The organism is Mesorhizobium marinum (assembly GCF_040813675.1).
Lineage (GTDB): Bacteria > Pseudomonadota > Alphaproteobacteria > Rhizobiales > Rhizobiaceae > Mesorhizobium_K > Mesorhizobium_K marinum.
In genome coordinates this window covers 13,385-39,593 of the sequence record NZ_JBFOCI010000004.1, presented here as the reverse complement: position 1 = coordinate 39,593, position 26,209 = coordinate 13,385, and the positions used below count along the sequence as shown (strand labels likewise).

Below are 26,209 nucleotides of genomic sequence, written 5' to 3'. Positions count from 1 at the left end.
GTCAGGGCACGATCAGTGTGCCGGCGCCGTGTTCGGTGAAGAGTTCCAGCAGGACCGCGTGCGCCGTCTTGCCGTTCAGGATGACGACGCCTTCGACGCCGCGCTCGATCGCCTCGATGCAGGTCTCGACCTTGGGGATCATGCCGCCCGAGATCGTGCCGTCGGCGATCAGCGCCCTGGCCTGCGCGACGGTCAGCTCGTCGATCAGCTTCTTGTCCTTGTCGAGCACGCCGGGCACGTCGGTGAGGAACAGCAGGCGCGAGGCGCGAACGGCGCCGGCGATGGCACCGGCGAAGGTGTCGGCGTTGATGTTGTAGGTGTGCCCGTCGCGGCCCGGCGCCACCGGCGCCAGGACCGGGATCATCTCGGACCGGGCAAGCAGGTCGAGCAGCGTACGGTCGACCTCGACCGGCTCGCCGACGAAGCCGAGATCGAGCACGCGCTCGATGTTGGAATCGGGATCGCGGAACTTCTTATGCGCCTTCTCGGCGAAGACCATGTTGCCGTCCTTGCCGCACAGCCCGATCGCCCACTCGCCTTCGGCGTTGATCAGCGCCACGATTTCCTTGTTGATCGAGCCGGCGAGCACCATCTCGACGATCTCGACCGTCTTCTGGTCGGTGACGCGCAGGCCGCCCTCGAATTTCGACTCGATGCCCATCCGGTTCAGCATTGCGCCGATCTGCGGGCCGCCGCCATGGACGACGATCGGGTTGACGCCGGACTGCTTCAAAAGCGCGATGTCGCGGGCGAAGGCGCGCCCGAGTTCGATGTCGCCCATCGCATGGCCGCCATACTTCACGACGACGGTCTTGTTCTCGTAGCGCTGCATGTAGGGGAGCGCCCGCGATAGCAGAGCGGCCTGCATCTCTGCGGTGGCGGCGATATCCGTCGTCATCGTGTCCTCGGGGCAGGAGGGGAATGGTGGCGGCGTCTTAGCGGGAAACGCCGGCGCGGGCAAATGGTTCGGCGTGCTCGGCATCTCGATTCCGCCGGCCTCGGGCGCGCGTCCGCGGCACTTTTCAATTGGCCGCGAACCACATAGTCTCGTAGGCGATGACGCCACAGGACATCACCAAGCTGATCGTCCGGGTCTCGATGAAGGATCGGGCCGCGTTCGACGCGCTCTATCGCGAGACAAGCGCGAAACTCTTCGGAGTCTGCCTGCGTATCTTGCGGGACAGGGGGGAGGCCGAGGAGGCGCTGCAGGAGGTCTACGTCAAGATCTGGACGAAGGCCGATCGCTTTGCCGTCTCCGAGCTGAGCCCGATATCCTGGCTCGTCGCAGTGGCGCGCAATCATTCGATCGACGTGATCCGCGCGCGTCGTCCGGCAGCCGTCGACATCGACCAGGCGGTCGGCGTGTCCGATCCGTCGCCGGATCCGGAGGCCGCGGCGGCCCTGACAAGCGAGGGCGCACGCGTCAACACCTGTCTCGAGGAGCTTGAGAAGGATCGCGCCGACGCGGTGCGAGGCGCCTATCTCAACGGCGATAGCTATGCCGAGCTTGCCGGCCGCTTCGGCGTGCCGCTGAACACGATGAGAACCTGGCTGCGCCGCAGCCTGATGAAGCTGAAGGAATGCCTCGAGCGATGAGCCTCGTGGACGACATCGGACCGGACGCAGGAGGCGACGACATCGTCGCCGCCGAATACGTTCTGGGCGTCCTTCCGACGCAGGAGCGCGCGACCGCGGCGCGGCGCATCGACGCCGACCGCGGGTTCGCGGCGATGGTCGATCGCTGGGAGGTCCATTTCGCGCCGCTCGCCGCCGGCTATGCGGCCGTCGAGGCGCCGGCATCGGTCAAGGCCGCCGTCGACCGGCGGCTGTTCGTGGACGGTTCCCGGCGGGTCGCGCCGGATGGCGGAAGGCCTGGCCTGCTGTCCAGTCTTGCCCTCTGGCGTGGCATTGCCGTCGCCGCGCTTGCCGCGCTTGCGCTCTATGTCGTGCTGCCCCTGCTCGCGCCGCGGCCGGCGATCCAGCCGCCCGCCACTCTGGTCGCTTCGCTTGCGGCCGACGGCAGCGACGTTCGCTACCTCGCCGTGATCGAGGAGCCGGGCGACGGCATAGGCCTGTCGCATGTCTCCGGCCTGCCGCCCGAGGGTCGCGCTTTCGAACTCTGGGTCATCGCCGGCGAGCAGCCGCCGGTGTCGCTTGGCGTCATCCCGACCGGCCCTGCCGTGAGGATGGTTGTCGGTACGGATATCCGGGAGAAAATCGCCGCTGGAGCCGTGTTCGCCATCAGCCTGGAACCTCCCGGAGGATCGCCGACCGGCCAGCCGACCGGGGCGGTCGTGGCAGCCGGAGACCTCAGGAAGATCTGACTGCCGCCCATCGCCGAAGTCGCGGGGCGACCCTTACGATCAAGCGGCTGAAAAGTTTCAGGAAAATCATAAAACATATGTGATCCCGACGCTGAAACCGCCGGGCGCGCGGCGCGTATCTCCCCAGTGCTTCGAAGAAGCTGACAACACCCAAGGAGTGAAACCATGCGCGCATTTGCCTGTTCCCTGTTCGCCGGCGTCCTTTCCGTCACGGCGTTCGCCGGCGCCGCATACGCCGAGAACCCGATGGTCGGCGGCGCGGCGATGTATGCCGACAAGAACATCGTCGAGAACGCGGTCAACTCGAAGGATCACACGACGCTGGTCGCCGCCGTGCAGGCGGCCGGATTGGTCGAGACGCTGTCCGGCCCCGGCCCGTTCACCGTCTTCGCGCCGACCAACGAGGCGTTCGCCGCCTTGCCGGCTGGCACGGTGGAAACCCTGCTCAAGCCCGAGAACAAGGATCAGCTGACCAAGATCCTGACCTGCCACGTGGTCGGCGCGAAGGCGATGTCCGCCGACATCATGAAGATGGTCGACGACGACAAAGGCGCGCACCCGGTCAACACGGTAGGGGGCTGCACCTGGACCGCAAGATACGAGGGCGACAAGATCATGGTCGAGGACGAGAACGGCAACGTCGCCAACGTCACCATCGCGAATGTCGAGCAGTCGAACGGCGTCATCCACGTGATCGACAAGGTTCTGCTGCCGAAGATGTAGGCCAGGCCGTCTCAGGCTTCCGTCGCGCCGACCATGCCCCCCATGGACGTCGCGGCGGCTTTGCGCCCCGCCCGCAAGCGATTGCAGCGCGGGGCGCCTTGTCCGAAGGTGTCCCTCAGCCGCCGTTGACCGCCAGCGCGATGGCGGCGCGCAGTTCCGCCAGGCCCTCGCCCTTTTCCGACGATGTCGCGATGACCCCGGGATAGGCGGCCGGCCGCTTCTTGATCTTGTCGAGAGTCTCGGCGATCAGCCTCGGCACGCCGGCTGCCTTGATCTTGTCGGTCTTGGTGAGCACGATCTGGTAGGAGACCGCTGCCTTGTCGAGCAGCGACAGGATTTCGTCGTCGTTCTTCTTGATCCCGTGGCGGGAATCGATCAGCACGTAGACCCGCTTCAGCGTCACGCGGCCTTGAAGGTAGTCGAAGACCAGCTTCGTCCACTGGTCGACCTTCTCCTTCGGCGCGCTGGCGTAGCCGTAGCCGGGCATGTCGACGAGCGCCATCGGCGGCAGGTCGTCCTTCTCGCCGGAATAGCCGTCGGGCACGAAATAGTTGAGTTCCTGCGTGCGCCCCGGCGTGTTCGACGTGCGGGCGAGGCCGCTGCGGCCGACCAGCGCGTTGATGAGCGAGGACTTGCCGACGTTGGAGCGGCCCGCGAATGCGATCTCCGGCGGCCCCTCCGGCGGCAGGAACTTCATCGCCGGCACGCCGCGGATGAACACCCACGGCGAGGCGAAGACCTCGACATCCACAGTCCCGCTTGTCTTTCCGTTCAACGCGCTGCCTCCAGCGCCGCGATGTCGGCGCCGCGTATGGCATTCAGGTTGCGGGTGATCTTGTCAACCGGCCAGTTCCACCAGGCGACCTGAAGCAACCGCGCGACGGTGCGCTGGTCGAAGCGCATCTTGACTGTCTTGGCGGGGTTGCCGGCGACGATCGCATAGGGCGGAACGTCATGGGTGACCACCGCCTTTGCAGCGACGATCGCACCGTCGCCGATGGTCACCCCGGGCAGGACGATGGCCTCCATGCCGATCCACACGTCGTTGCCGAGCACCGTGTCGCCGCGCAACTCGCGATGCCAGGTCGTTTCGTCGAAACCTTCCTCCCACCCATGCCCGAAGATGTTGAAGGGATAGGTCGAGAAGCCCGACATCGCGTGGTTGGCGCCGTTCATGATGAAGCGCGCACCCTCGGCGATTGCGCAGAACTTGCCGATGACCAGCCGGTCGCCGATGAAGTCGTAGTGGTGCAGGACGCACTTTTCCTGGAACTTGTCCGGGCCGTCCGGGTCGTCATAGTAGGTGAAGTCGCCGACCTCGATATTCGCGGCCGTCACCAGCGGCTTCAGGAACCCGACGCGCGGGTGCATCGGGATCGGGTGCTTCAGTTCGGGCCGCGGTCCCTCGCGCGATTGGTATTCGGGTCCCTGCATGGCGTTCCCTCCGTCCTCTTGCCGGAGGGAACTATAGCGCGGAAGTCGCGGCAGCAAGTTCTCAAGATGCGCGGCTAGTGCCCGATCTGTCCGGTCAGCCTCCTGCGCAGCGCGTTCGAGATGTTGTCGAACACGAACACCACCGCGAGGATCAGCAGCACCATGTAGGCGACGTTCTCCCAGTCGGAGTTGGTGCGCATCGCCTCCCAGAGCTTGAGTCCGATGCCGCCTGCGCCGACCGCGCCGATGATCGTCGCCGAGCGCGTGTTGGATTCCCAGAAGTACAGCGACTGCGAGATGAAGATCGGCAACACCTGCGGGATGACGCCGTAGCGCTGCACCAGGACCGGGGCGGCGCCGACCGAGCGGATGCCCTCCCGCTGGCGGTCGTCGATGTTCTCCAGCGCCTCGGAGTAGAGCTTTCCGAGTGTGCCGGTGTCGGTGAAGAAGATCGCCGAGATGCCGGCGAGCGGCCCCGGTCCGAAGGCGCGCGTGAAGAACAGCGCCCAGATCAGCATGTCGACAGAGCGCAGGAAGTCGAAGAAGCGCTTCAGAGCCTGGTTGACGAGCCGGCTCTGGGTGATGTTGCGCGCGGCGAAGAAGGCGAGGGGGAAGGCGAGAAGGCTGGCGAAGACGGTGCCGACAAAGGCCATGACGATGGTCTGAAGGAGCTTGGTCCACACGTCGAGGTGCTGCCAGTCGGCATTGTAGAGGATGTTGTTCCAGGCCAGCGCGAGGTTCGATCGCGTGGGGTCGATCCTGTCGCCGCTGACGATCATCCTAGCGACCTCGGGCGCCGACTTGCCCCAGAAGGGGGAGCGCGTGTCGAAGAGGAAGTTTTCCCATCCCCAGAAGCGGTGGCTGATCTTGATCTCGTCGTCCTCGATGTCGGCGCGGCCGGGGAAGCCGAAGCTGACGACGATCTTGCCGCCGGGATTTTTCTGGGCAGCCCAGGAAGGCAGCGGACCGCGCGGGGTTACGCTCTCGTCGCGCACGATGTCGGCGACCAGCGTCTCGGCGCCGCGCGTGACGGTCACCACGCCCGGAACGGCGGTTATGACATTGCCGGAGCCGACGGTCGCCGTCGCGCGAACCGTCTCTTCGCGTTCGACAGCGATGGGGGGCTGGTCGTCGGCGGACGAGGCTGCGTCCGGCTGCGGCGGCGGCTCGACCGTTCCGAGGAAGCTGCCGCCGGAACTGCTGGTTCCGCCGCCTGATCCGCCGCTGGTCGTCGAGGCGGGCGCCTGGCTGCGCACCATGGCGCTTTCCCGCACCAGCCAGTCGGGATTGCCGTTTTCGCCGAGCGGATCTCCGCGCGAGAACGAAATGTCGAGATAGCCGTCCTCGAACTCGATGCGCGGCCGCACCTCGTAGCTCACCCAGTCCGCGAGATAGGTGCCGGCGATGTCCCATCGACCGTTGGCGACGATCGTGCCTACTGAGAAGAACCACCACGCGAAGGCCATGTAGGCGACCGTGCCGACCGCAAGGCCCCAACCGAGCCGGCGGCGGCGCGCGGGACCCGCGAACGCCTGCGGGTAGCGTGCCGCGATTGCGTCGACTTCTGCTGCCGTGAGCGTGCTCATGTCAGCGTCCTCCCCCGCTCGCGAAGGCCTGCTCGCCGACCAGCCTCTTCCGCAGATAGGCGGACAACTGGTCGACGGCGACGATCGTCAGGAACAGCAACAGCACGATGGCCAGCGTCTTCGCCTCGTGGCCGCGCGAGATGGAAAGGCGCAGCACCTCGCCGATGCCGCCGCCGCCGACGGCGCCGATGATGGTCGATGCGCGCACGTTGATTTCGAGCCGCAGCAGCGCGTAGCTCAGGAAGTTCGGCATGACCTGCGGCACGATCGCGAACCAAACCCGCTCGATCCAGTTCGCGCCGACCGCGCGCAGGCCTTCGTCGGGCTTCATGTCGGCGTTTTCGACGACCTCGAAGAACATCTTGCCGAGCGCGCCGATCGTGTGGATCGAAACCGCGACGATCGCCGGAATGGCGCCGAGCGAGAAGATGGCGAGGAAGAAGCCGGCGATGACGATCTCCGGGAACGCGCGCAGGACTTCCATGAAGCGGCGAACGAAGAAGCGCAGCCACCGGTTGGCGACAAGGTTGCGCGCGGCCAGGAAGCAGAGCAGGAAGCCTGCGCCGAACCCGATCAGGGTGGAGACGAGCGCGATGTTCAGCGTCTCGACCATCTTGTAGAAATATTCGGGAATGTAGAACCCGTCGGTCAGGTAGACCCGCCCTTCCGGATAGTTGAACTTGAGGCTGCCGTCGTCGTAGGGCGAGGGCAGGTCGAACAGCGCGCGCCAGATCTCCCAGCCGTCGCGCGGGACAAGCTGGTCGATGAAGTCGAAGAAGTGCGGCAGGCGATCCCAGAACTTGCCTGCGTTGCTTTCGTTGGCGAACCAGAGGGAACCGCCAAGCGCGACCAGCATGAAGATCGCGCCGCCGAGGGTATAGAGCCGTCGGCGCGTGGCCAGCTCCTGCCAATGCCGTTCGACGGCGAGGGCGGTGTCGGATGTGATTGCTGTCATGGCGGCCTGGCGTTCAAACGAGAACGCGCCGCGGTTTCCCGCGACGCGTTTCGAGTGGCTGAAGGATTACGAACCGATCTGCGCTTTGCGGGCGTCGATGATCGGCTGATAGAACGCCGGCGTCACCTCGGTGTAGCTGGTGTATTCGCCGCCCTGGATCGCCGCGAAGCAGGCCGGGTCGGACTTCGGCAGTTCCATCATGAACGCCTTGAACTTGTCCTTCATGCCGGCATCCATCGAGCTGCGCACGACGATCGGGCCGTTCGGGATCAGCGGCGATTCCCAGAGCTGGACCAGGTCGTCCATGTCGAGGATGCCCTTTTCGACCATCTTGCGCAGGTTGCCCGACGTGTAGCCGTCCTTGAACTCGCCGACGCCCGAGGCCCAGGTGGTGCCAGCGTCGAAGGTGCCCTTGAGGACTTCGAGGACCAGGTTTTCATGGCCGCCGCCGAAGCCGGTCTCGGCGAAGTATTCCTTCACGGCGACGTTGCCGAGATCCTTGGGCAGCGAGGTGACCGGCACGAGATAGCCCGAAGTGGAGTCCGGATCGGCGAAGCCGAGCTTCTTTCCCTTCATGTCCTCGAGCTTGGTCATGCCCGAATCCTTGCGCGCGACCATGATGGAATGGTAGCCGGTCGAGCCGTCGGTCTGGACGGTCGTCAGGATGGGTTCGACCGCGTCCTTGTTTTCCAGGTAGATCTTGGCGTAGCCCGACGCGCCGAGTTCGGCATAGTCGAGCGTGCCGCCGAGCAGGCCCTGGATCGTGCCGTCATAGTCGGCGGCCGGATACAGCGACACCTTTTCGACGCCGAGAACCGACGGCAGCTTGTCGACCATGCACTGGAAGCTGCGCAGCCGGTCGGCCTCGTTCTCGCCGCCGAGGATGCCGATGCGGAACACCTTGAGGTCTTCGGCCTGCGCGCCGCCGACCATGATCGCGGTGAGCGCCACGGCGCCATAGAGTGCTTTTCTGAACATGTTCGTCTCTCCTGTTGTGACCCGGCTGTCTGCCGGACGCCTGGTGGTATGAATGGTATGCATGGCGCGGGACGCGCTCAGGTGCTGGCGAAAGCCGGCGTGAGCGAAGGCGCCGACTTGCGCGGCCGCGACGCCGCGATGCTGGTCGAGGTGATCGCCTCGGAGATCTCGTCACCGTCCGGGTCGGCGCCATAGACCATGTGAACCGCCTCTCGGGTCAGGTCCTCGGGAGCGCCATCGAACACCACCTTGCCGGCAGCCATGCCGATGATGCGGCTGCAATAGGCGCGGGCGGTATCGAGCGTGTGCAGGTTGGTGACGACGGTAATGCCGTCGCGCAGGTTGATGTCCTGCAGTGAATCCATAACGACCTTGGCGTTCATCGGGTCGAGCGACGCGATCGGCTCGTCGGCGAGGATCATCTTCGGCTGCTGCATCAGCGCGCGCGCGATCGCCACGCGTTGCTGCTGGCCGCCCGACAGTGTTCCGGCGGGTTGCAGCGACGCCTGCGCGATGCCGAGCCGCTCCAGCGAGGCGATGGCCTGGGCGCGCTCCTCGCGCGAAAACATGCCGAGCAGGTTGAGCGACGTCGAGCGATGGTTCAACCGGCCGAGCAGCACGTTGGTCAGCACGTCGAGGCGCGGCACGAGGTTGAACTGCTGGAAGATCATGGCGCAGTCGCGCTGCCAGCGGCGCAGGGCCGGTCCGGACAGCGCGGACACCTCGGTCTCCTCGAAGATGATGGATCCCTCGGTCGGGTCGATCAGTCGGTTGATCATGCGAAGAAGAGTCGACTTGCCGGCCCCGGAGCGACCGATCACGCCGACCATCTGTCCGTTGGGGATTTCGAGCGCAACGTTGTCGACTGCCGTGTTTGCGCCGAAGCGGCGCGTCACGTCGCGGATCTTCAACATATCGTCTTCCCTGTCCGGTTTCTTGCCGATTTCGGGAATGCGTTAGCCGACCGACATGAAGGTGCCGTGTCGGGAGCATGTCAGTTTTGTTACGCTCCACAGACGGCGGGCAGCGGCTTGCGTGTCGCATCGCATGCGCATGCGTTCGGCGTGGCGGCCTCGTGGCGCCCTTGGGCAGTTGCCTCGCGGCTAAAATCTGCGTGAGCGGACGTCAAAAACGCTCGGCAGGCACTGAAAACCGGCGCCGATTTCACTACATAGGCGCGGCATTTCATTTTGAGGAATCACTGATGCAATTTTCTCGGACGACCCGCTTCGCGACACTACTCGCGGGCCTGTTCCTTGCTTTCTCCATGGTTGCGGTCGACCATGCCGACGCGCGGCGCAGCGGCAGCTTCGGCAGCCGTGGCGCCAAGACCTTCCAGCAGGCCCCGACGACGAGGACCGCGCCGCAGCCGACCGCTCCGGTCGAGCGCTCGATGACCCCGAACACCGGACCGACGGCTGCGCGTCCCGGCGCCGCCCAGGCCCAGTCGCAGCGCCCGGGCTTCATGAACGGCTTCGGCGGTTCGATGCTGCGCGGCCTGATGCTCGGCGGCCTGATCGGCCTGCTGCTCGGGCAGGGTTTCGGCGGGCTCGCGGGCATGTTCGGGCTGTTGATGCAGGCGCTGCTGATCGGCGGCGCGATATGGCTGGTCCTGCGCCTGTTGCGCGCGCAGCCCGCCCGCTCGCCGGAGCCCGCCTTGGCGGGCGCAGGGGCCGGCGGCGGCGTTGCCCGTCGTGACGTGGGGAGCAGCGATATCGGGCGTTCGTTCAAGATACCGAGTATCGGAGGCAGCGCTTCTGCACCCGCACCGGCCACGCAGCCGACGCTCCACGACATCGAGCTCGGCCAGCAGGACCTCGACACGTTCGAGCGCATGCTGACCGAGGTCCAGGAGGCATTCGGCCGCGAGGACCACAAGGAGCTGCGCCGCCTGGCGACTCCGGAGATGGTATCGTACCTGTCCGAGGAACTGGCCGAGAACGCGCAAAAGGACGTCCGCAACGATGTCAGCGACGTGCGTCTCCTGCAGGCCGACATCGCCGAGGCCTGGAACGAAGGCGACCGCGACTACGCGACAGCCGCGCTCAACTATGCGGCGATCGACGTGCTGCGCGACCGCAAGAGCGGGGACGTCGTCGAGGGAGAGGCGGGAACGGCGACGGAGACGACGGAACTCTGGACCTTCGTGCGCCAGACGGGCGGCGACTGGAAGCTGTCGGCGATCCAGCAGGCCTGATCCTTCTATATCGACGGCAGGGGGGGTCACGCTTCAGGCGTGGCCTTCCCCTGTCGAAAAGGCGTTCCGGACGCGGGAAGCTCGCTAGGCGGCTTCCGAAATTTCGGCCTTGCGCAGCGCGCGGTCCAGCGCGTCGATGCAGAGTGCATCGTGCGACGCCCCGGCCCCCTGTCTCAGGATGACCAGCGCCTTTGCGACCGGCATCGCGGCGCGATACGGCCTGTCGGCGGTGAGCGCATCGAAGACGTCCGCCGTCGAGACGATCCTGGTTTCGAGGTCGATCTCGTCACCGGCGAGGCCTTTCGGATAGCCCTTGCCGTCGAGCCGTTCATGATGCGCGCCGGCAACCTTCGACAGGTCGGCAAACGCCGCAATGCGCGAGAGGATCGCCTCTGAAAGCTCGGCATGGCGCTTCATGGCGACCCATTCGGCATCGTCGAGCTTTCCAGGCTTGTCGAGGACGCAGTTGCTTACCCCGAGTTTGCCGATGTCGTGCAGCAGGGCTGCCCGCTTCAGCCAGCGTCGGCGGCCGTCGTCGAAGTCCATCTCCTCGGCGATCAGGTCGGCGAAGACGGCGACGCGTTCGCTGTGGCCCGACGTGAATGGGCTCTTCGCGTCGATGACCCGCGCAAATGCCCCGGCGATATCGTCCAGATAGTCCTCGTCGGCCAGCGCCACGCTCTGGCCCGGCTCCATATCGAACACGACCTGCTCGATGTCGGGGGAGGCGAGCATGCTCCAGAATGCGTCGTCGGCAGCAACCGCCTGGAAAGCCGCCACTGCTGCCGGGTCGAACCAGCTGCCCGAACGGTTGCCGATCTCGGAGTAGGCGGCGGCGCGTCCGCTGGCAGCGTGGAAGACGTCGGCCACCTGGGCGAGCAGGGCGATGCGGGCGAAGGGGGAGATGTCGGCCGCAGCCTTGCCGTGCGGCTTGCCGCCGCCATCCCAATGTTCGTCGAGGTCGAGGATGCCGTTCGCGACCGAATCGGAGAACCGCATCTGCAGCGCGATTTCCGCCCCGCGCTGGCAGCGCGTCTCGATCAACTCGCGCGCGATTTTCCCGCCGCTCTGCAGGATCGCCATGATGCTTCTGAACCGCTGCGCTAGGTGTGTATTGGCGCCCGTGTGCGAAAGCACGAACCGGAGCACCTGCGGCAGGCTTCCGTCGAGCAGCTTGAAGTCGTTCTTGAAAGAAATGTCGTCCGCCAGATAGAGCTCGCAGATACGCGCGGCATTGCTGCTGCAGCCGAGATCCTTGAGCAGCAGGGCGTAGTAGAGCTCCCTCAGCTGGTGTTCCGTCATGCCCATGGCCCGGCCGACATGGATCCCGATCCAGCAGCACCTGACGCAGTGGCCGGGCGGCTGGCCCTCCGTGAGGTCGAGGGCGCGGCTCAGCGCGCCGAGGATTTCCGCCAGACGAACAACCTTACCCATGCCGTGATGTGCGCCCCGTCAGCCACAACCGACATAGCGCCAAAGTTGCAAAAGCGGTGTTAACGCGGCGGCTGGGTGGAATGGGAATGCCGGCGCGGGGCTCCGGCTACCCGCCATGTTTCTCCAGGAACGCTTCGGCTGAAAGCGACCGAAAGTCGTCCAGCGCCGCGCGCAGGCGGGCATGGTCCCAATCCCACCAGGCGAGCGCCTGGTAGCGTTCCGCCGTGCTGCGGTCGAACCGGTCCCTGATCGGCCTTGCCGGCACGCCGGCGACGATCGTGTAGGGCGCGACATCCCGGGTGACGACGGCGCCGGAGCCGACGACGGCGCCGTCGCCGACGGTCACCCCCGGCAGCACGGTCGAGCCATGGCCGAGCCATGTGTCGTGGCCGATGGCGACGCGCCTGGCGCGGCGCCTGGCGAAGAAGCCGGCCTCATGTTCGGCGTCGTCGAAATAGTCCGATGCGCGGTAGGTGAAATGGTGAAGCGTCGGCCGCTCGACCGGATGGTTGGTCGCATTGAGGCGCACGGTCGAGGCGATGTTGGAGAACTTGCCGATGTCGGCGCAGAACACCATGCAGCCTTCCATCAAGTAGGAATAGTCGCCGACCGTCGATTCCGTAACGCGGCAGCCCTCGGAGATCTCCGTCCACCGTCCAAGAGTCGAATCCTTGATCCTTGCGGTGTCGTGGATAAGCGGCGTCTCTGACAGCCTCCTGCTCATGCCGCGGCCTTTCCCGGAGCAAACGCCGTCACGTCTATGATGGCGTCGGCCACCGCTTCGCGCACGTCGGCGTCGTGGAAGATGCCGAGCAGGGCGACGCCGTTGCGCTTCTTGCCGGCGATCAACTCGATGACAACCTCGCGGTTCCTGGCGTCGAGCGATGCCGTGGGCTCGTCCAGCAAGAGCACGGGGTGCGGCGTGATGAAGCCGCGCGCGATGTTAACGCGTTGCTGCTCGCCGCCGGAGAAGGTGGCGGGAGGCAGGCTCCAGAGCTTCTCCGGCAGGTTGAGACGATCGAGCAACGCGCGCGCCCGGTCCCGGGCTGCGTCGCGGGCTTCGCCAAGCGAGATCGCCGGCTCGGCCACGACGTCGAGCGCCGAAACGCGCGGTACGGTGCGCAGGAACTGGCTGACATAGCCGATCGTGTCGCGACGGATGGACAGCACGGTTCGCGGGCTCGCCGTCGCCAGGTCGATCAGCTGGCCATGGTGGTCGACGATGATCTGCCCGGCGTCGACCGCGTAGTTCCCATAGAGCATCTTCAGGATCGAGCTCTTGCCGGCGCCCGAGGGGCCGCCGAGCACGGCGCATTCGCCAGAGCGGATGGCAAAGGACACGCCCTCCACGACGGGCAGGCGGATGCCCGAGCGAAGATGCATCGTGAAGCTTTTCGACACGTCGGAGACGACGACCGGCGTTGCCATGGTCACACCTGCAGGATGGAGGAGACAAGGAGCTGCGTGTAGGGCGCACGCGGATCGTCGAGCACGCGGTCGGTGAGGCCGGTCTCGACCACATGGCCGTCCTTCATCACCATCATGCGATGCGACAGCAGGCGGGCGACGGCCAGGTCGTGGGTGACCACGATGGCGGCGAGCCCGAGGTCGTTGACCAGTCCGCGCAAGAGGTCGAGCAGGCGCGCCTGTACCGAGACGTCGAGACCGCCGGTAGGCTCGTCCATGAAGACCAGCCGCGGACCCGTCACCAGGTTGCGTGCGATCTGCAGGCGCTGCCGCATGCCGCCGGAAAATGCGCGGGGCTCGTCGTCGACGCGGTCCTCCGCGATTTCCACGCGCGCAAGCCAGTCGATCGCGGTTTCGCGGATGCGTCCGTAGTGGCGGTCGCCGACGGCCATCAGCCGCTCGCCGACATTGGCGCCGGCAGATACGGTCATGCGCAGGCCGTCCGCGGGGTTTTGGTGCACGAAGCCCCAGTCGGTGCGCATCAGGAAGCGGCGCTCGGCCTCGCTCATGCGGTAGAGGTCGCGGAAGGTCCCGTCGCGCATGCGGTAGGACACGCAGCCCGAGGTCGGCGTCAGCCGTGTCCAAATGCTGTTCAGCAGCGTGGTCTTGCCGGAGCCGGACTCGCCGACGATGGCCAGGACCTCGCCCGGATAGAGTTCGAACGAGATATCCTCGCAGCCGACCCGCGAGCCGTAGAATTTCGACAGCGAGGAAACGCGCAGAAGGGGTTCGTCGCTCATTCCGCGGCCTCCTTGGCGCCGAGTTCGCCAACGTGCCCTTTGGCCCGCCGGGTCTCGCAATGATCGGTGTCGGAACAGACGAACATGCGCCCGCCACGGTCGTCGAGGATCACCTCGTCGAGATAGACCTGCTCGGCGCCGCAGAGCGCGCAGGGCCTGTCGAACTTCTGCACTTCGAAAGGATGGTCCTCGAAATCGAGGCTGACGACATCGGTGAAGGGCGGGATCGCGTAGATGCGCTTCTCGCGGCCTGCGCCGAACAGCTGCAGCGCCGGCGACATGTGCATCTTCGGATTGTCGAACTTCGGCGTCGGCGAAGGGTCCATCACGTAGCGCCCCTCGACCTTCACCGGATAGGCATAGGTGGTGGCGATATGCCCGTGCCTGGCGATGTCCTCGTAGAGCTTGACGTGCATCAGACCGTACTCCTCGAGCGCATGCATCTTGCGCGTCTCGGTCTCGCGCGGCTCGAGGAAGCGCAGCGGCTCGGGGATCGGCACCTGGTAGACCAGCGTCTGGCCCTCGGTCAGCGGCCACTCGGGGATGCGGTGGCGTGTCTGGATGATGGTCGCCTTCGCGGTCGCGGTCGTCGTCTCGACGTCGGCCACCTTGCGGAAGAAGTTGCGGATGGAGACGGCGTTGGTGGTATCGTCGGCGCCCTGGTCGATCACCTTCAGCACGTCGTCGGGACCGATGATGGCCGCCGTCACCTGCACGCCGCCGGTGCCCCAGCCATAGGGCATCGGCATTTCGCGGCTGGCGAACGGCACCTGGTAGCCGGGGATGGCGATGCCCTTCAGGATCGCGCGCCGGATCATGCGCTTGGTCTGCTCGTCCAGATAGGCGAAGTTGTAGGTGGCGATGTTCCCGTCCTGCGCGCTCATTCCGCGGCCTCCTTCATCGCCTGGTCTGCGGCGGCCTTTGCTTCGTGCTCGGCGCGCATGCGGCGCACGAGGTCGAGTTCGGCCTGGAAATCGACATAGTGCGGCAGCTTCAGGTGTTCGACGAAGCCGGTCGCCTGAACATTGTCGGAATGCGAGATGACGAACTCCTCGTCCTGGGCGGCCGCGGTGATGTCTTCGCCGAGCTCGCGCGCTCGCAATGCCCGGTCGCACAGCGACATCGCCATCGCCTTGCGCTCGCTCTGGCCGAACACCAGCCCGTAGCCGCGGGTGAACTGGGGAGGCTGCTTCGCCGACCCCGCGAACTGGTTGACCATCTGGCATTCGGTCACGCGGATGCGGCCGAGCGTCACCGGAAAGTCCAGTTCCGGCACGTCGAGTTCGAGTTCGACCTCGCCGATGCGGATCTCGCCGACGAAGGGATGGCTGCGCGCGTAGCCGCGCTGCGTCGAATAGGCGAGCGCCAGCAGGAAGCCCTCGTCGCCGCGCGACAGCGCCTGTAGCCGGCTGTCGCGGGCGAGCGGAAACTCCATCGGCTCGCGCGTGATGTCGCCGGTGGCGTGGCCGGCAGGCAGTGCGCCGTCGGCCTCGATCAGGCCTTCGCCACCGAGGATGTCGGAGACACGGGGCATCGCTTCGGGCTCGGCGTCGCGTAGTTCCGGTGCGGCGACCGCGCCGCCCGCCGCCAGTTCGGGGTCGAGCAGTCGGTGCGTGTAGTCGAAGGTCGGTCCGAGCATCTGGCCGCCGGGCAGATCCTTGTAGGTGGCCGAGACGCGCCGCTCGGCCAGCATCGCGGCGGTGTCGACCGGCCGCGTGTAGCCGAAGCGCGGCAGCGTGGTGCGGTAGGCGCGCACCAGGAAGATCGCCTCGATGAGGTCGCCGCGCGCCTGGACGATCGCCAGCGCGGCCAGTTCGCGGTCGTAGAGCGCCCCCTCGCTCATGACCCGGTCGACGCCGAGACCGAGTTGCTCGACGATCTGGTCCAGCCTGATGGCCGGCACGCTGCGGTCGCCGCGCCGGCGATCGGCAAGCAGCCTGTGGGCGTTGCGGATGGCGGCCTCTCCGCCCTTGACGGCAACGTACATGGCTCAGCCCTCCTGGTGGCGAATGCGGGTCGTGCGCGGAAGGCAGGCGATGCCCTCGGGCGCGGCCAGGATGAGGTCCACGCCGCGCGGGAAACGGTCGCGGTTCTGCGTCCACTGCTCGATGAAGTGGCGCGGCAGGACGGCGGGAGCGAGCGTCGCGCTTCCGTCGATGCCTGGGCCGTTGAGGACCAGCGGCTCGCCCGCCGAGAGGCTCGGGACCTGCAGGATCAAGGTAGTCGAACGGTCGGGGTAGTCCTGGGTGCCTTGCGCGAAATTGTCGAGCGCGATCAGGCCCGCCGGGTCCGCCACGAGGGCGAAATGCGCATCGGTCGGGTTGTCCGCCAGAGGCGCGCCGGTGTGGAAACCAAGCCAGCTCGCCACCGCCCGGGCCTGCTTGAGCGCCGGATCGAGCCAGAGCGGCGTGTCGCTGTCGCAGAAGGTGAGAGCGACGGCGGCGGCGACGGCCGACAGCGGCGGCGGCGGCCGGGTGTCGGCCGCTGCGACCCGGATGCTGCCGGGCCGCGCCATAGCGTCCATGACGGCGCGAAAGACCGCCTGCGCGTCGAATACCGGGTCGGCAAATCCGCCGGTGATGTGTTCGGCGCCGAGGGCGCCCGCATTCTGTCCCGGCGTCGCCATCAGTCTTCTCCGCGCACCATGGTGAAAAAGTCGACCTTCGTGGCTGCGCCTTCGGCGCGCCGCCTGGATTCGGCCTCGGCCTGCAACGCGAGGAGAGGCGCCACGATCCCGTCCTCGACGGTCGCCCGGGTCTCTGGCGCGCACCATGTGGCGTCGAGGATGGCAGCCAGGCGCACCTTCTCCTTGTCGCGGCCGAGCGCGTAGGCATGCCCGACCTGGCCGGAGGGCAACTGGACCGTGGCGCGGGTGACGGTCGCCTCGCCGGTGTTGAAGGGCGCGCCGCCCCCGCCGATCCTGCCGCGCACGGTCACGAGGCCGGTTTCCGGGCCGCGCAGCGTCGTTGCCTCGAGGACGACGCCGGCGGCGTCGCTGAGCCGCTTCAGGTCGTCGCCGGACGCCTGGGCGAACGCGGCCATTGCGGTCCTGCGCGCGAGATCGGCGACGCGATCGGTGGGTCTTTCCATTGTTCAGTACCTGAGTATTTGTCTATTGATCTAGACGATGCTACAAATTATCACGATAGCTATCGTGTGTCGATGACGACAGGATGACAGGCGCGGGAAATGGCGACGAAAACGGCGGGCAGGGTCGACAGGAGGAGCGGGATCGCGCTTTGGCGGCAGATCGCCGACCAGATCCGGCAGGCGATCGGCACGGGCGAGTTTGTTGAGCGGCTTCCGCCCGAGACGGTGCTGGCGACCCGTTTCCGCGTGAACCGGCATACGGTGCGCGGCGCCATTTCGGCCCTGGTGCAGGAAGGCGTCCTGAGGGCGGAACAGGGTCGCGGCACGTTCATCGAGAGGAAGCGCAAGCTGGCCTATCCGATCGGCGTGCGGACCCGGTTTTCAGAGGGCCTCCAGGGGCAGACCCGCGACCGGCGCGGCGTCCTTCTCGGCCATGCGGTGGAGGCGGACCCGCGCGCCGCCGGGGCGCTGGGGCTGGCGGAGGCGGCCGCCGTCGTGCGGCTCGAGACACTTGCGGAGGCGGACGGGCGGCCGGTGTCGCGGGCGACGAGTTTCTTCGATGCTGTGCGCTTCGCCGGCATCGCGGCACGCTATGCCGAGAGTGGGTCGGTGACGACGGCACTCAAGAGTTACGGGGTGTCCGACTACTTTCGCATGTCGACCTCGATTTCGGCCAGGCATGCCGCCGATCAGGACCTCGCCGACCTCAAACTGGCGCCGGGCGCGATCGTGCTCGTGACCGCCTACGTCAACGTCGACCCCGAGGGCCGCCCCGTGCAGTTTTCCGAGACCCGGTTCGCCGCCGACCTGGTCGAGCTCACGGTGAGCTGACGCGCGAGCCTGCCGCGCGCCGGGTCCGACCGGCGCCCTGGGATCATCGATATCCGTTGCTGGCGCTCGCTGCGGCGCGGCGTGCCGGATAGGACTCCCATACAAGTTGACCGGGCGGCGTCGTGCCGGCTGCCCTGATGCGTCTTGAGGCGGGCACGGGACGAGCGCCGTGGCATCCCATTCCCTTGCCGACCGGCCGGAACGGCGTTCCGGCGCAGACATTGACGGCGCCTATGCTTGGGCGCGGCTGGCGATCGGCACGGTGCTGGCGACGATCGGCGGCGCCGGCATGTGGGTCGTCATCGTGGTTATGCCGTCGGTTCAGGCGGAATTCGGCATAGACCGCGCCGGCGCCTCGCTCCCCTACACGGCGACGATGGTCGGTTTCGCGCTCGGCAACATCTTCGTCGGGCGCGCGATCGACCGCATCGGGTACTGGATTCCCGCGCTGATCGCCTCGATCACGCTGGTGGCCGGGTTCGGGCTCGCGGCGGCTGCGCCGTCGATCCTGACATTCACCCTGGTGCAGGCGGTGATCGGCGCCGGCTCGTCCGTCATCTTCGGCCCGCTGATGGCGGACATCTCGCACTGGTTCGAACGGCGCCGCGGCGTCGCGGTCTCGATCGCGGCGGCCGGCAACTATCTCGCCGGCACGCTGTGGCCGGTGGTGGTGCCCTACATGATGGGCCACGGCGGCTGGCGTTTCACCTATCTCGCCTGCGGGGCGATCTGCCTCGTCACCATGGTCCCGCTGTCGCTCATGCTGAGGCGCCGGCGGCCGGTGCGCGAGGCGCATGCGCAAAGCGCGGCGCGCGTGGTGCAGCCGATATCGCTTTCGCCGGCAGCGCTGCAGGCGCTGCTCGTCGTCGCCGGGCTTGGCTGTTGCGTCGCCATGTCCATGCCGCAGGTGCATATCGTCGCCTACTGCGTCGACCTCGGCTACGGCGTGGCGCGCGGCGGGGAGATGCTGTCGATCATGCTGGCTGCCGGCGTGGTCAGCCGGCTGGCCTCGGGCTTCCTCGCCGACAGGATAGGCGGCGTGAAAACCCTGCTCGTCGGCTCGACCCTGCAATGCCTGTCGCTGCTCTTCTACATTCCCTTCGATGGTCTCGCCTCGCTCTACATCGTCTCGCTGGTATTCGGCCTTTCCCAGGGCGGGATCGTGCCGAGCTACGCGATCATCGTGCGCGAATACATGCCGGCGGCGGAAGCCGGGCAGCGCATTGGCATCGTGGTCGTGGCGACGATCGCGGGCATGGCGCTCGGCGGCTGGATGTCGGGCTGGATCTACGACCTGACCGGCTCCTACGCGGCTGCGTTCCTGAACGGCATCGCCTGGAACCTGCTCAACATGCTGATCGCCTTCATGCTGCTCTGGAAGTCGGGGAGCATGCGGCCAAGGCCCGCACGGGCGTAGGCAGCGCGTCGCATTGCGCCGCCCACGATTGCAGTGCCGAGTGCTGCCCAAAGTTTTGTGTGGACCGTTAGGGGCGCGCAATTCAATGCCGCTTGACCGCCGTTCGGTGCACGCTAGGGAAGGTGCAGTCCAACCCTCATTGCTGTGCTTGCCATGCTGATCAGAGAACCGGTCGTCCAAAAGCCCAAGAACGCCATCCGCCATTCGAGCTACGAGACGGAATGCCGCGAGGCGCTCAAGCCGCATCTCGACTCGATCATCGACCTGGCGGTGAAGGCGGGCTGGGACCGAAAGATGGCGAGCTTCAGCCTGATGTACCTGGCCGCCAAGACGACACGCACGGCCTGAACCCGGTCGATTTGTGAGCCGGCGAACGGCGGGCCCTTTCGCGCGCCGGTCAACTTGCCTATGAAGGGCGCGCGGAGCGTCCGCTCCGCGCAGTTCATCCAGACGGTAGCGGAATCCATGACCAGCCATAGCGAACGCCTGACCTTTGCCCGAGAGCTCGCCGAGCGCGCCGGGAAACTCGGCATGGAATATTTCCGCCGGCTCGATACTCTGACGGTCGAGGCGAAGGGACACCAGGACCTGGTGTCCGAGGCCGACCGCGAGGTCGAGCTTTTCGTGCGCCGCGAACTGGCACAAGCCTATCCCGACGACGGCGTCATCGGCGAGGAACATGCGCCGAAGGCGGGCACCACCGGCTACGACTGGGTGATCGATCCGATCGACGGCACGGCGAACTTCGTGCGCGGCATTCCCGCCTGGTGCGTGGTGATCGCCTGCGCCAGGGACGGCGTGACGGTCACCGGCGTGATCCATGAACCATCGACCGGCGAGACCTTCTACGGCGAAAGGGACGGCGGCGCGTGGCTGAACGGCAGGCCGATGCGCACGACCGCCTCCAGCAGCCTGGGCGACGGGTCCCTCGGCATCGGTTTCTCGAATCGCCGCGAGACCGCTGCGGTGCCGGGCCTTATCACCGACCTCCTGGCGCAGGGCGGCGTCTTCTACCGCAACGCGTCGGGCGCGCTGATGCTGGCCTATGTCGCCTCCGGTCGCCTGATCGGCTACATCGAGAACCACATGAACGCCTGGGACTGCATCGCCGGGCTGCTGCTGGTCGAGGAGGCCGGCGGCCGGATCGTCACGCCCGACCCGAAGACGGTGCTGAAGGAAGGCACGGTGGTGGTCGCCGGAGGCGCGGACGTCTACGATGCCATCCACGCGCTTGGCGCGAAGTTCTACGACATCTGATCCGGCATCCCGCGCCGGCGGTCGGCGGAATTCGCCGCGACGGCCCGTTAGCAAGGCCGTCGCGGCGAGACGTTGTCAGAACTTGTAGCCGACGCCGACGCGCACCGCGTGCTCGGTGACGTCGACATCGGTCGTTCCCATGAAGCCGAAATTGCTGCCGCCATAGTCCGAGTAGCGATAGTCGAGGCGGGTAACCCAGTTCTGCGTGAACGCGTATTCGACGCCGGCGCCCACGGTCCAGCCGGCGAAGGTTTCCGTTTCGTCGATGATCGGCGCCGCATCGACGGAAACTTCTGAGACGGCGAGGCCGCCGGCGCCGTAGACCAGCAAGCTGTCGATCGCGTAGCCGAGCCGTCCGCGCAGCGCGCCCTGCCATCCCGTCCCGATGTCGATGCCGTAGATAGCCCCGTCGTTCGCGGTGAAGTTGACGTCGCCCTCGATGCCGACGACCCATTTCCCGACCTGCCAGTTGGCGCCGGCGTAGCCGCCGATCGCGCCGCCGCCGAGGTTGACGCGATCCGCGCTGTCGTCGGCTCTCGCCCAGGCGCCGCCAGCATGGACACCGACATAGACGCCAGACCAATCATATGGGGCAGTCTCGCCGGTCATATCGGCGGCCAGCGCCGAAGCGCTGAAGGCAAGCGAAGCGGAGAGCGCGATGACGAGGGGAGTGAATTTCATGAAAAACGTCCTTGCAGTTGGTATGATTGCGTTTGGGAGAATTGGCGGCGTCAGATGTTGATCTGTTCCGCCTGGCAATAGGCACGCACGGTGGCGATGCGCTGGGTGTCCTGGCCCTTTCCGGGGACGCGGAGCGGCGTGAAGTTGCGGCTGCCGGGGGCCGCGAGCGAGCCGGCGAACAGCGCCGGCGATGTCGCCTTTCCGCCGCTTCGACCGGAAACGTAGCCGCACACCGCGACGCGCCCGTCGGCCAGCCTGTAGCTGGCATGCAGGCCGGACACCGCGACCGGCACCTTGAGATAGTTCCGGAGGCCCGTTTCCACGGCGGCGCGTTCCGACGCGCTCAGGCGGTGCTCGGAGTGGGTCAGATATCCGTCGCCGCCGCCGTCGATGGTTTCGCAGCCCGCTGCTGCCAGGCCCGCGCAAAGCAGGGCCGCCGTCGTCTTCATCTGCATGTCGATTTCTCTTTCTGTTTGATGCTAGGAATTGACCTAAGGGAACAGGGGGGACGGGGCATGGCGGGGAAAGAGAGCGATCGGGCGATCGCCTTGATCTATTCCGCGTTGCTCGGGGAGATCGAATGGCAGGGCGTGGTCGACGAGGTCGCCGCGGCGACCCATTCGGATTTCGCCACGCTGTTCTATCACGATGCCAAGAGCGGCAGCGGCGCCATCACGCTTGCCAGCGGGATTCCCGAAGCCGTCCAGCGCGATTATGCAAGCCACTTCGCGCCGCTCAACCCCTGGATGGAGCAGGTCGCATCGACGCCGATCGGTCTCGGTGTGGTGGGTGAACAGATCGTATCGCGAGACCGTTTCCTGCGCACCGAATACTACAACGACTTCCTGCGGCTGCAGGACCAGGAAAGCGGGGTCGGCGTGACGGTTCGGCGCGACGACGACTGCTTTTTCCTCTTCTCCGTGCTGAGCGGCGACTCCGATTTCGAGCGCAACAGCGGACGGGCCGCCTACCTCACCCGCATCGCGCCGCATCTTCGGCGCGTTTCCGACTTCCACGTCAACCGCAAGGCACCCCTGGGCGGCGATCTTGCGCGAGAACTGGGTCAACTCGGCGGAATCGCCGTGGTGGTGGTCAACGTGGCCGGCAAGGTGATCCACGCCTCGCAGCGAGGCGAAGCGTGCCTGGCCGGAGGCGACGTGCTCGGCGTCGATGCCGCTGGCCGCGTGTCCTTCCGCGACTCCATGGCTCAGAGCGTCTTCAGCCATGCGTTGCGCGGACGCTATGGAGACCTCATCACGCGCAGGATCGCGGCCGGCGACGCCGATGTGACCTTTGTTCGCGTAGCCGAGGACAACGGTTCGGCGATATTCCTGGGTGGCGCCCTGGCGATCCTGATCGCAACGCGTCGCGTCGTGCCGGGCGCGCAGGCGATGGCCGTTCGGTTTCGCCTGACGCCGGCGGAGACGCGGGTGCTCGAAGGCATCCTGGATGGACGCCGCCCCGGCGAGATCGCCGGCGTCGCCGGCGTTTCGGTCGAGACGGTGCGCAGCCAGCTGAAAGCCATCTACGGCAAGACCGGCGCGAACAGCCAGTCCGCGCTGGTGCGTATTGCGGCTGGGTTTGCCGACAGCGGAAATGATGGTCACGCGGCGCCTCGAAAGCTGGACTGACCGCGAACCATATTGAACGGCGAAGCCCGCACATCACCCGTTCAGGGGATGAGCGGAATCTGTTTTGGGGTGGCCGTGCCGACCGGGGGGGCGTGTCGATCGAGGCGTTGGCTATCCGCCGATCAGGACGGGACCGCGAGCGGGAAAGCCTAGGCCGACCGCCTGGCCAGCCTGGAAGGGAGCATCGACGTCGGGCGTGACGACGAATGCCTCGCCGAGCCCGGTCGAAACCACGAATTCGAGGTGGCTGCCCACATAGGTCGCCTTGGAGATGGTGCCCGGCAAAGTGTCGGGCGTCCCGTGTGGATTGAGCGTCAGCCGACCGGGGCGCGCCGCCAGCCTGGCGGGGCCGGGGCCGAAGCCGCGCGCCGGCAGGGTCAGCGTCAGGTCGCCCAGTCTTACGGAGGCGACGCCGTCTTCGACGCTCTCGATCGCGCAGTCGAAGATGTTGGCTTCGCCGATGAAGTCGGCGACGAATCCGTTGGCGGGAGCGTCGTAGAGTTCGCGCGGCGTGCCGTCCTGGGCGATGACCGCGTTGTTCATCACGATGATGCGATCGGAGACGGCGAGCGCCTCCTCCTGGTCGTGCGTCACGTAGACGACGGTGAGTCCAAGTTTCTGCTGGATCTCGCGAATCTCCTCGCGCACATGGCGGCGCAGCTTGGCGTCCAGGTTGGAGAGCGGTTCGTCGAACAGCAGCACCTGCGGCTCGAGTACCAGCGCACGCGCCACCGCGACGCGTTGCTGCTGGCCGCCGGAGAGCTGGCTCGGCAGCCGGCTTCCATAGTCGGAGAGGCCGACGAGATCGAGTCCGGCACTGGCACGCTCGGCGACCTCCTGCTTGGCGAAGCCGGAGAAGCGCAGGCCGTAGCGCACGTTCTCCTCGACCGTCATGTGCGGGAACAGCGCATAGGACTGGAACACCATGGAGACGTCGCGGTCGGTGGCCGGCAGCGTGGTCACGTCGACGCCGCCGATCAGGATCTGCCCGGCGGTCGCCATCTCGAGGCCGGCGATCATCCTGAGCGTCGTAGTCTTGCCGCAGCCGGACGGACCGAGCAGCGTGACGAGCCTGCCCGCCTCGATCTTGAGCGAGACGTCGTCGACGGCCGGCGTCCGGCTCTTGCCGTAGATCTTGGTGACGTCGCGGAATTCCACCGACGCGGCGTTGCTTCTGATCTCGGCCATCAGCCGCCTCCCGAAAACGCCGGCTGGCGGCCGGGCAGATCGACGTTGGTGCGCGATTGCGACAGGTCGCCCTGGTCGCGGCGGCGGCCGATGTTGAGCCGTCCGACCAGGAGCTGCATGATGCCGATCACAACCAGCATGACCAGGATCAGGACGGCCGAGTAGGCGATGGCGATGCCGTATTCGTTGTTCTCGACGCGGCCGACGATGTAGCTGGTCGACATGTCGTACTGGGCGCTGACGAGAAAGATGACGGCGCTGATGGCCGTCATCGCCCGCACGAAGGAATAGACGAGCGCGGCCAGGATCGCCGGGCGCAGGAGCGGCAGCACCACCTTGCGGAAGGTCTGCCACGAGTTGGCGCCGAGCGTCAGCGAGCTTTCGTCGAGGCTGCGGTCGATCTGCGACATCGAGGCGACGCCGGCGCGCACGCCGACCGGCATGTTGCGGAAGATGAAGGAGATCACCAGGATGATGCCGGTACCGGTGATCTCGATCGGCGGCACGTTGAAGGCGATCACATAGGAGACGCCGATGACGGTGCCGGGGATTGCGAAGGACAGCATGGTACCGAACTCGAAGGCATTCTTGCCGGCAAAGTTCTGCCGCACCAGCAGGTAGGCGGTGAGCAGGCCGATCGCCGCCGTCAGCGGCGCCGAGATCAGCGCGATCTGCATCGTCGTCCAGAAGGAGCTCCAGGCCGCGCCGCGCCAGTGGATGCCGAACTCGGTCCAGCCGACGGCGAAGGACTTCACGTAGTGGTCGAAAGTCAGCGAGAAGTCGACGCCCCACAGCTTCACGAAGCTGCCGTAGAAGATGGTGACGTAGATGAAGAGCGTGAACAACGTCCAGAAGCCGGCGATCGCATAGACGATTTTGCGGAAGCCGGACGGCAGTTGCGGATGCACCCCGGCGTCGCCCTTGCCGGAGACGGTGGTGTAGGACTTGCTGCCCAGCCAGAAGCGCTGCGCGTAGAAGGCGCCGAGCGTGAAGAACAGCAGCACGATGGCGAGGATCGCCGCCTGCGCCTGATCGTACTGCGCGCCGACGATGGCGAAGAAGATTTCGGTCGAGAGAACGTCGAAATTGCCGCCCAGAACGAGCGGATTGCCGAAGTCGGCCATCGATTCGATGAAGCCGAGGAGGAAGGCGTTGGCCAATCCCGGGCGCATCAGGGGCAGCGAGACCGTGACGAAGGTCTGCCAGCGGCTGGCGCGCAGGGTCTGGGCTGCCTCTTCCATCGACGGGCTCACCCCCTCGACGACGCCGATCATGACGAGGAAGGCGATCGGCGTGAAGGCGAGCACCTGCGCGATCAGCAGGCCGGGCAGGCCGTAGACCCAGCGGGTCGGCTGCAGACCGAAAAGGTCGGCGACGGTCTGGGTGACGACGCCGGACAGGCCGAACAGCAGGATGATGGCGAGCCCGATGACGAAGGGCGGCGTGATGATGGGCAGCACCGTCAGTGCGCGCAGCAGCGCGCCGTGGCGGAACCCGGTACGGGTGACCATCAGCGCGAAGACGAGCCCGAGCGCGGTGGTGATGACGCCGACGAGGACGGCGAGGAACAAGGAGTTCCAGGCGACGCCGCAGCGCGGGCCGCCCGCAAGGCAGGAAAGGCCCCACAGGCGCTCGCTGAACATTTTTTGCAGGAACACAGCCAGTGAATAGTCGCCGTCCTGCGTGACCAGCGCGCTGGCGAACATCTGGAGGATCGGCATGAAGATGAACAGCGCGACCGCGGCGATCACGAAGCCGATCGCGCCGACGACGAACTCGTCGCCGCCGACCGCGCCGCGCGCCGCGAACCCGAGCGTCAGCAGGAACAGGAAGGCGCTGCCCACCAGCACCGCGCCCCACCCCATGCCGAACTGCCTGTCATCGAGGTCGCCGAAGAGTGCGGTCAGCCACTGCCACTGGAAGCCGCGGAGGCCGATGCCGAAGCCCTGCAGCATGAACCATGCAAAGCCGGCCGCGCCGACAGCGATGAGCAGGGCCCCGAACACGGGGTCCTGCTTGCGCCGTCGCCAGAGGAGAAGAGGCGCCGCGAGCAGCAGCACCATCGGCGCCAGCCAGAGCCTCTCGCCCTGCAGCACGAGGAACAGGGCGGGTGCGACCTTGTCCGACAGCGGCCAGCCGTCGAACAGCCACGAGAAGGTGAAGAAGTTGTCGCGCAGCCCGTACCAGGGCAGCAGGCAGAATCCTGCCAGGCCGACCGCCGTCCACAGGGCGACGGTCGGGTGAAGCGCGGGAAGGCTGCGTCTGGCGCGCAAAGC

Annotated in this window: 28 protein-coding genes; 9 read left to right on the top strand and 19 right to left on the bottom strand. The window is 66.7% G+C overall.

Annotation, left to right across the window (positions count from 1 at the left end; genetic code table 11):
- Nucleotide 1: 1 nt before the first annotated feature.
- The gene (gene argB, locus ABUE31_RS13860; RefSeq protein WP_367724234.1) at nucleotides 2-898 is read right to left on the bottom strand and encodes an acetylglutamate kinase; all 897 of its coding nucleotides are present in this window, start codon (nucleotides 896-898) and stop codon (nucleotides 2-4) included.
- A 158-nt stretch (nucleotides 899-1,056) separates the two neighbouring features.
- Between argB and ABUE31_RS13855 the strand changes: the two genes are divergently transcribed.
- The 3 genes from ABUE31_RS13855 to ABUE31_RS13845 all read left to right on the top strand — a co-directional run bounded on the left by ABUE31_RS13855 (nucleotide 1,057) and on the right by ABUE31_RS13845 (nucleotide 3,047).
- Nucleotides 1,057-1,596 (top strand): sigma-70 family RNA polymerase sigma factor, encoded by a 540-nt coding sequence (locus ABUE31_RS13855; protein WP_367724233.1) that lies wholly within the window; start codon nucleotides 1,057-1,059, stop codon nucleotides 1,594-1,596.
- Nucleotides 1,593-2,324: an anti-sigma factor gene (locus tag ABUE31_RS13850; protein WP_367724232.1), complete on the top strand. Its 732-nt coding sequence runs from the start codon at nucleotides 1,593-1,595 to the stop codon at nucleotides 2,322-2,324. The genes ABUE31_RS13855 and ABUE31_RS13850 overlap by 4 nt, the downstream gene beginning before the upstream one ends.
- Before the next feature lie 165 nt (nucleotides 2,325-2,489).
- Nucleotides 2,490-3,047, top strand: coding sequence for a fasciclin domain-containing protein (locus tag ABUE31_RS13845; protein ID WP_367724231.1), 558 nt, complete (start codon nucleotides 2,490-2,492; stop codon nucleotides 3,045-3,047).
- Between the two features lie 115 nt (nucleotides 3,048-3,162).
- Here the strand turns inward: ABUE31_RS13845 and yihA are convergent, their stop codons facing one another.
- The 6 genes from yihA to phnC form a co-directional block, all read right to left on the bottom strand.
- Nucleotides 3,163-3,822 (bottom strand): ribosome biogenesis GTP-binding protein YihA/YsxC, encoded by a 660-nt coding sequence (yihA, locus tag ABUE31_RS13840; RefSeq protein WP_367724230.1) that lies wholly within the window; start codon nucleotides 3,820-3,822, stop codon nucleotides 3,163-3,165.
- Nucleotides 3,819-4,418: a CatB-related O-acetyltransferase gene (locus tag ABUE31_RS13835; RefSeq protein WP_437344134.1), complete on the bottom strand. Its 600-nt coding sequence runs from the start codon at nucleotides 4,416-4,418 to the stop codon at nucleotides 3,819-3,821. Before ABUE31_RS13835 ends, yihA begins: the two co-directional genes overlap by 4 nt.
- Before the next feature lie 137 nt (nucleotides 4,419-4,555).
- Nucleotides 4,556-6,067, bottom strand: coding sequence for a phosphonate ABC transporter, permease protein PhnE (phnE, locus tag ABUE31_RS13830; protein ID WP_367724228.1), 1,512 nt, complete (start codon nucleotides 6,065-6,067; stop codon nucleotides 4,556-4,558).
- Between the two features lies 1 nt (nucleotide 6,068).
- Nucleotides 6,069-7,022 (bottom strand): phosphonate ABC transporter, permease protein PhnE, encoded by a 954-nt coding sequence (gene phnE, locus ABUE31_RS13825; RefSeq protein ID WP_367724227.1) that lies wholly within the window; start codon nucleotides 7,020-7,022, stop codon nucleotides 6,069-6,071.
- A gap of 66 nt (nucleotides 7,023-7,088) precedes the next feature.
- The gene (phnD, locus tag ABUE31_RS13820; RefSeq protein ID WP_367724226.1) at nucleotides 7,089-8,000 is read right to left on the bottom strand and encodes a phosphonate ABC transporter substrate-binding protein; all 912 of its coding nucleotides are present in this window, start codon (nucleotides 7,998-8,000) and stop codon (nucleotides 7,089-7,091) included.
- A gap of 77 nt (nucleotides 8,001-8,077) precedes the next feature.
- The gene (gene phnC, locus ABUE31_RS13815; RefSeq protein WP_367724225.1) at nucleotides 8,078-8,914 is read right to left on the bottom strand and encodes a phosphonate ABC transporter ATP-binding protein; all 837 of its coding nucleotides are present in this window, start codon (nucleotides 8,912-8,914) and stop codon (nucleotides 8,078-8,080) included.
- A 290-nt stretch (nucleotides 8,915-9,204) separates the two neighbouring features.
- On the opposite strand from phnC, the gene ABUE31_RS13810 reads away from it, so the two are divergent.
- Nucleotides 9,205-10,197, top strand: a complete 993-nt coding sequence (locus ABUE31_RS13810; RefSeq protein WP_367724224.1) for a Tim44 domain-containing protein — start codon at nucleotides 9,205-9,207, stop codon at nucleotides 10,195-10,197.
- Nucleotides 10,198-10,281: 84 nt separating this feature from the next.
- Here ABUE31_RS13810 and ABUE31_RS13805 read toward each other — a convergent pair whose 3' ends face one another.
- The 8 genes from ABUE31_RS13805 to phnG all read right to left on the bottom strand — a co-directional run bounded on the left by ABUE31_RS13805 (nucleotide 10,282) and on the right by phnG (nucleotide 16,928).
- Nucleotides 10,282-11,631, bottom strand: coding sequence for an HD-GYP domain-containing protein (locus ABUE31_RS13805; protein WP_367724223.1), 1,350 nt, complete (start codon nucleotides 11,629-11,631; stop codon nucleotides 10,282-10,284).
- A gap of 106 nt (nucleotides 11,632-11,737) precedes the next feature.
- The gene (locus tag ABUE31_RS13800) at nucleotides 11,738-12,355 is read right to left on the bottom strand and encodes a DapH/DapD/GlmU-related protein (RefSeq protein WP_367724222.1); all 618 of its coding nucleotides are present in this window, start codon (nucleotides 12,353-12,355) and stop codon (nucleotides 11,738-11,740) included.
- Nucleotides 12,352-13,059 (bottom strand): phosphonate C-P lyase system protein PhnL, encoded by a 708-nt coding sequence (gene phnL / locus ABUE31_RS13795; RefSeq protein WP_367724221.1) that lies wholly within the window; start codon nucleotides 13,057-13,059, stop codon nucleotides 12,352-12,354. Before phnL ends, ABUE31_RS13800 begins: the two co-directional genes overlap by 4 nt.
- A gap of 2 nt (nucleotides 13,060-13,061) precedes the next feature.
- Complete coding sequence (gene phnK, locus ABUE31_RS13790; protein WP_367724220.1) at nucleotides 13,062-13,838, bottom strand: phosphonate C-P lyase system protein PhnK; 777 nt, start codon at nucleotides 13,836-13,838, stop codon at nucleotides 13,062-13,064.
- Nucleotides 13,835-14,722: an alpha-D-ribose 1-methylphosphonate 5-phosphate C-P-lyase PhnJ gene (locus ABUE31_RS13785; RefSeq protein WP_367724219.1), complete on the bottom strand. Its 888-nt coding sequence runs from the start codon at nucleotides 14,720-14,722 to the stop codon at nucleotides 13,835-13,837. Before ABUE31_RS13785 ends, phnK begins: the two co-directional genes overlap by 4 nt.
- Nucleotides 14,719-15,825: a carbon-phosphorus lyase complex subunit gene (locus tag ABUE31_RS13780; RefSeq protein WP_367724218.1), complete on the bottom strand. Its 1,107-nt coding sequence runs from the start codon at nucleotides 15,823-15,825 to the stop codon at nucleotides 14,719-14,721. Before ABUE31_RS13780 ends, ABUE31_RS13785 begins: the two co-directional genes overlap by 4 nt.
- A gap of 3 nt (nucleotides 15,826-15,828) precedes the next feature.
- Nucleotides 15,829-16,464: a phosphonate C-P lyase system protein PhnH gene (gene phnH, locus ABUE31_RS13775; RefSeq protein WP_367724217.1), complete on the bottom strand. Its 636-nt coding sequence runs from the start codon at nucleotides 16,462-16,464 to the stop codon at nucleotides 15,829-15,831.
- Nucleotides 16,464-16,928 (bottom strand): phosphonate C-P lyase system protein PhnG, encoded by a 465-nt coding sequence (gene phnG, locus ABUE31_RS13770; protein WP_367724216.1) that lies wholly within the window; start codon nucleotides 16,926-16,928, stop codon nucleotides 16,464-16,466. The genes phnH and phnG overlap by 1 nt, the downstream gene beginning before the upstream one ends.
- A gap of 99 nt (nucleotides 16,929-17,027) precedes the next feature.
- On the opposite strand from phnG, the gene phnF reads away from it, so the two are divergent.
- The 4 genes from phnF to ABUE31_RS13750 all read left to right on the top strand — a co-directional run bounded on the left by phnF (nucleotide 17,028) and on the right by ABUE31_RS13750 (nucleotide 20,433).
- Entirely contained in the window at nucleotides 17,028-17,759 is a 732-nt protein-coding gene (gene phnF / locus ABUE31_RS13765) for a phosphonate metabolism transcriptional regulator PhnF (protein ID WP_367724215.1), read from the top strand.
- 169 nt (nucleotides 17,760-17,928) lie between these two features.
- Nucleotides 17,929-19,176, top strand: a complete 1,248-nt coding sequence (locus ABUE31_RS13760) for an MFS transporter (protein ID WP_367724214.1) — start codon at nucleotides 17,929-17,931, stop codon at nucleotides 19,174-19,176.
- 153 nt (nucleotides 19,177-19,329) lie between these two features.
- Nucleotides 19,330-19,524, top strand: a complete 195-nt coding sequence (locus ABUE31_RS13755; RefSeq protein ID WP_367724213.1) for a hypothetical protein — start codon at nucleotides 19,330-19,332, stop codon at nucleotides 19,522-19,524.
- Between the two features lie 117 nt (nucleotides 19,525-19,641).
- Entirely contained in the window at nucleotides 19,642-20,433 is a 792-nt protein-coding gene (locus ABUE31_RS13750) for an inositol monophosphatase family protein (protein WP_367724212.1), read from the top strand.
- A 75-nt stretch (nucleotides 20,434-20,508) separates the two neighbouring features.
- Here the strand turns inward: ABUE31_RS13750 and ABUE31_RS13745 are convergent, their stop codons facing one another.
- Together ABUE31_RS13745 and ABUE31_RS13740 are read right to left on the bottom strand one after the other, a co-directional pair.
- A complete protein-coding gene (locus tag ABUE31_RS13745) occupies nucleotides 20,509-21,114 on the bottom strand; it encodes an outer membrane protein (RefSeq protein ID WP_367724211.1) in 606 nt (201 codons plus the stop codon).
- A gap of 50 nt (nucleotides 21,115-21,164) precedes the next feature.
- A complete protein-coding gene (locus ABUE31_RS13740) occupies nucleotides 21,165-21,437 on the bottom strand; it encodes a hypothetical protein (RefSeq protein ID WP_367724210.1) in 273 nt (90 codons plus the stop codon).
- 36 nt (nucleotides 21,438-21,473) lie between these two features.
- Here ABUE31_RS13740 and ABUE31_RS13735 point away from each other — a divergent pair, with 36 nt between their 5' ends.
- On the top strand, nucleotides 21,474-22,745 hold the full coding sequence (locus ABUE31_RS13735) for a LuxR C-terminal-related transcriptional regulator (protein ID WP_367724209.1): 1,272 nt from the start codon (nucleotides 21,474-21,476) through the stop codon (nucleotides 22,743-22,745).
- Between the two features lie 111 nt (nucleotides 22,746-22,856).
- Here ABUE31_RS13735 and ABUE31_RS13730 read toward each other — a convergent pair whose 3' ends face one another.
- Together ABUE31_RS13730 and ABUE31_RS13725 are read right to left on the bottom strand one after the other, a co-directional pair.
- Complete coding sequence (locus tag ABUE31_RS13730) at nucleotides 22,857-23,933, bottom strand: ABC transporter ATP-binding protein (protein WP_367724208.1); 1,077 nt, start codon at nucleotides 23,931-23,933, stop codon at nucleotides 22,857-22,859.
- Nucleotides 23,933-26,206 carry an ABC transporter permease gene (locus tag ABUE31_RS13725; protein WP_367724207.1) on the bottom strand — a complete coding sequence of 758 codons (2,274 nt, stop codon included), beginning with the start codon at nucleotides 26,204-26,206 and terminating at the stop codon, nucleotides 23,933-23,935. Before ABUE31_RS13725 ends, ABUE31_RS13730 begins: the two co-directional genes overlap by 1 nt.
- Nucleotides 26,207-26,209 lie beyond the last annotated feature (3 nt).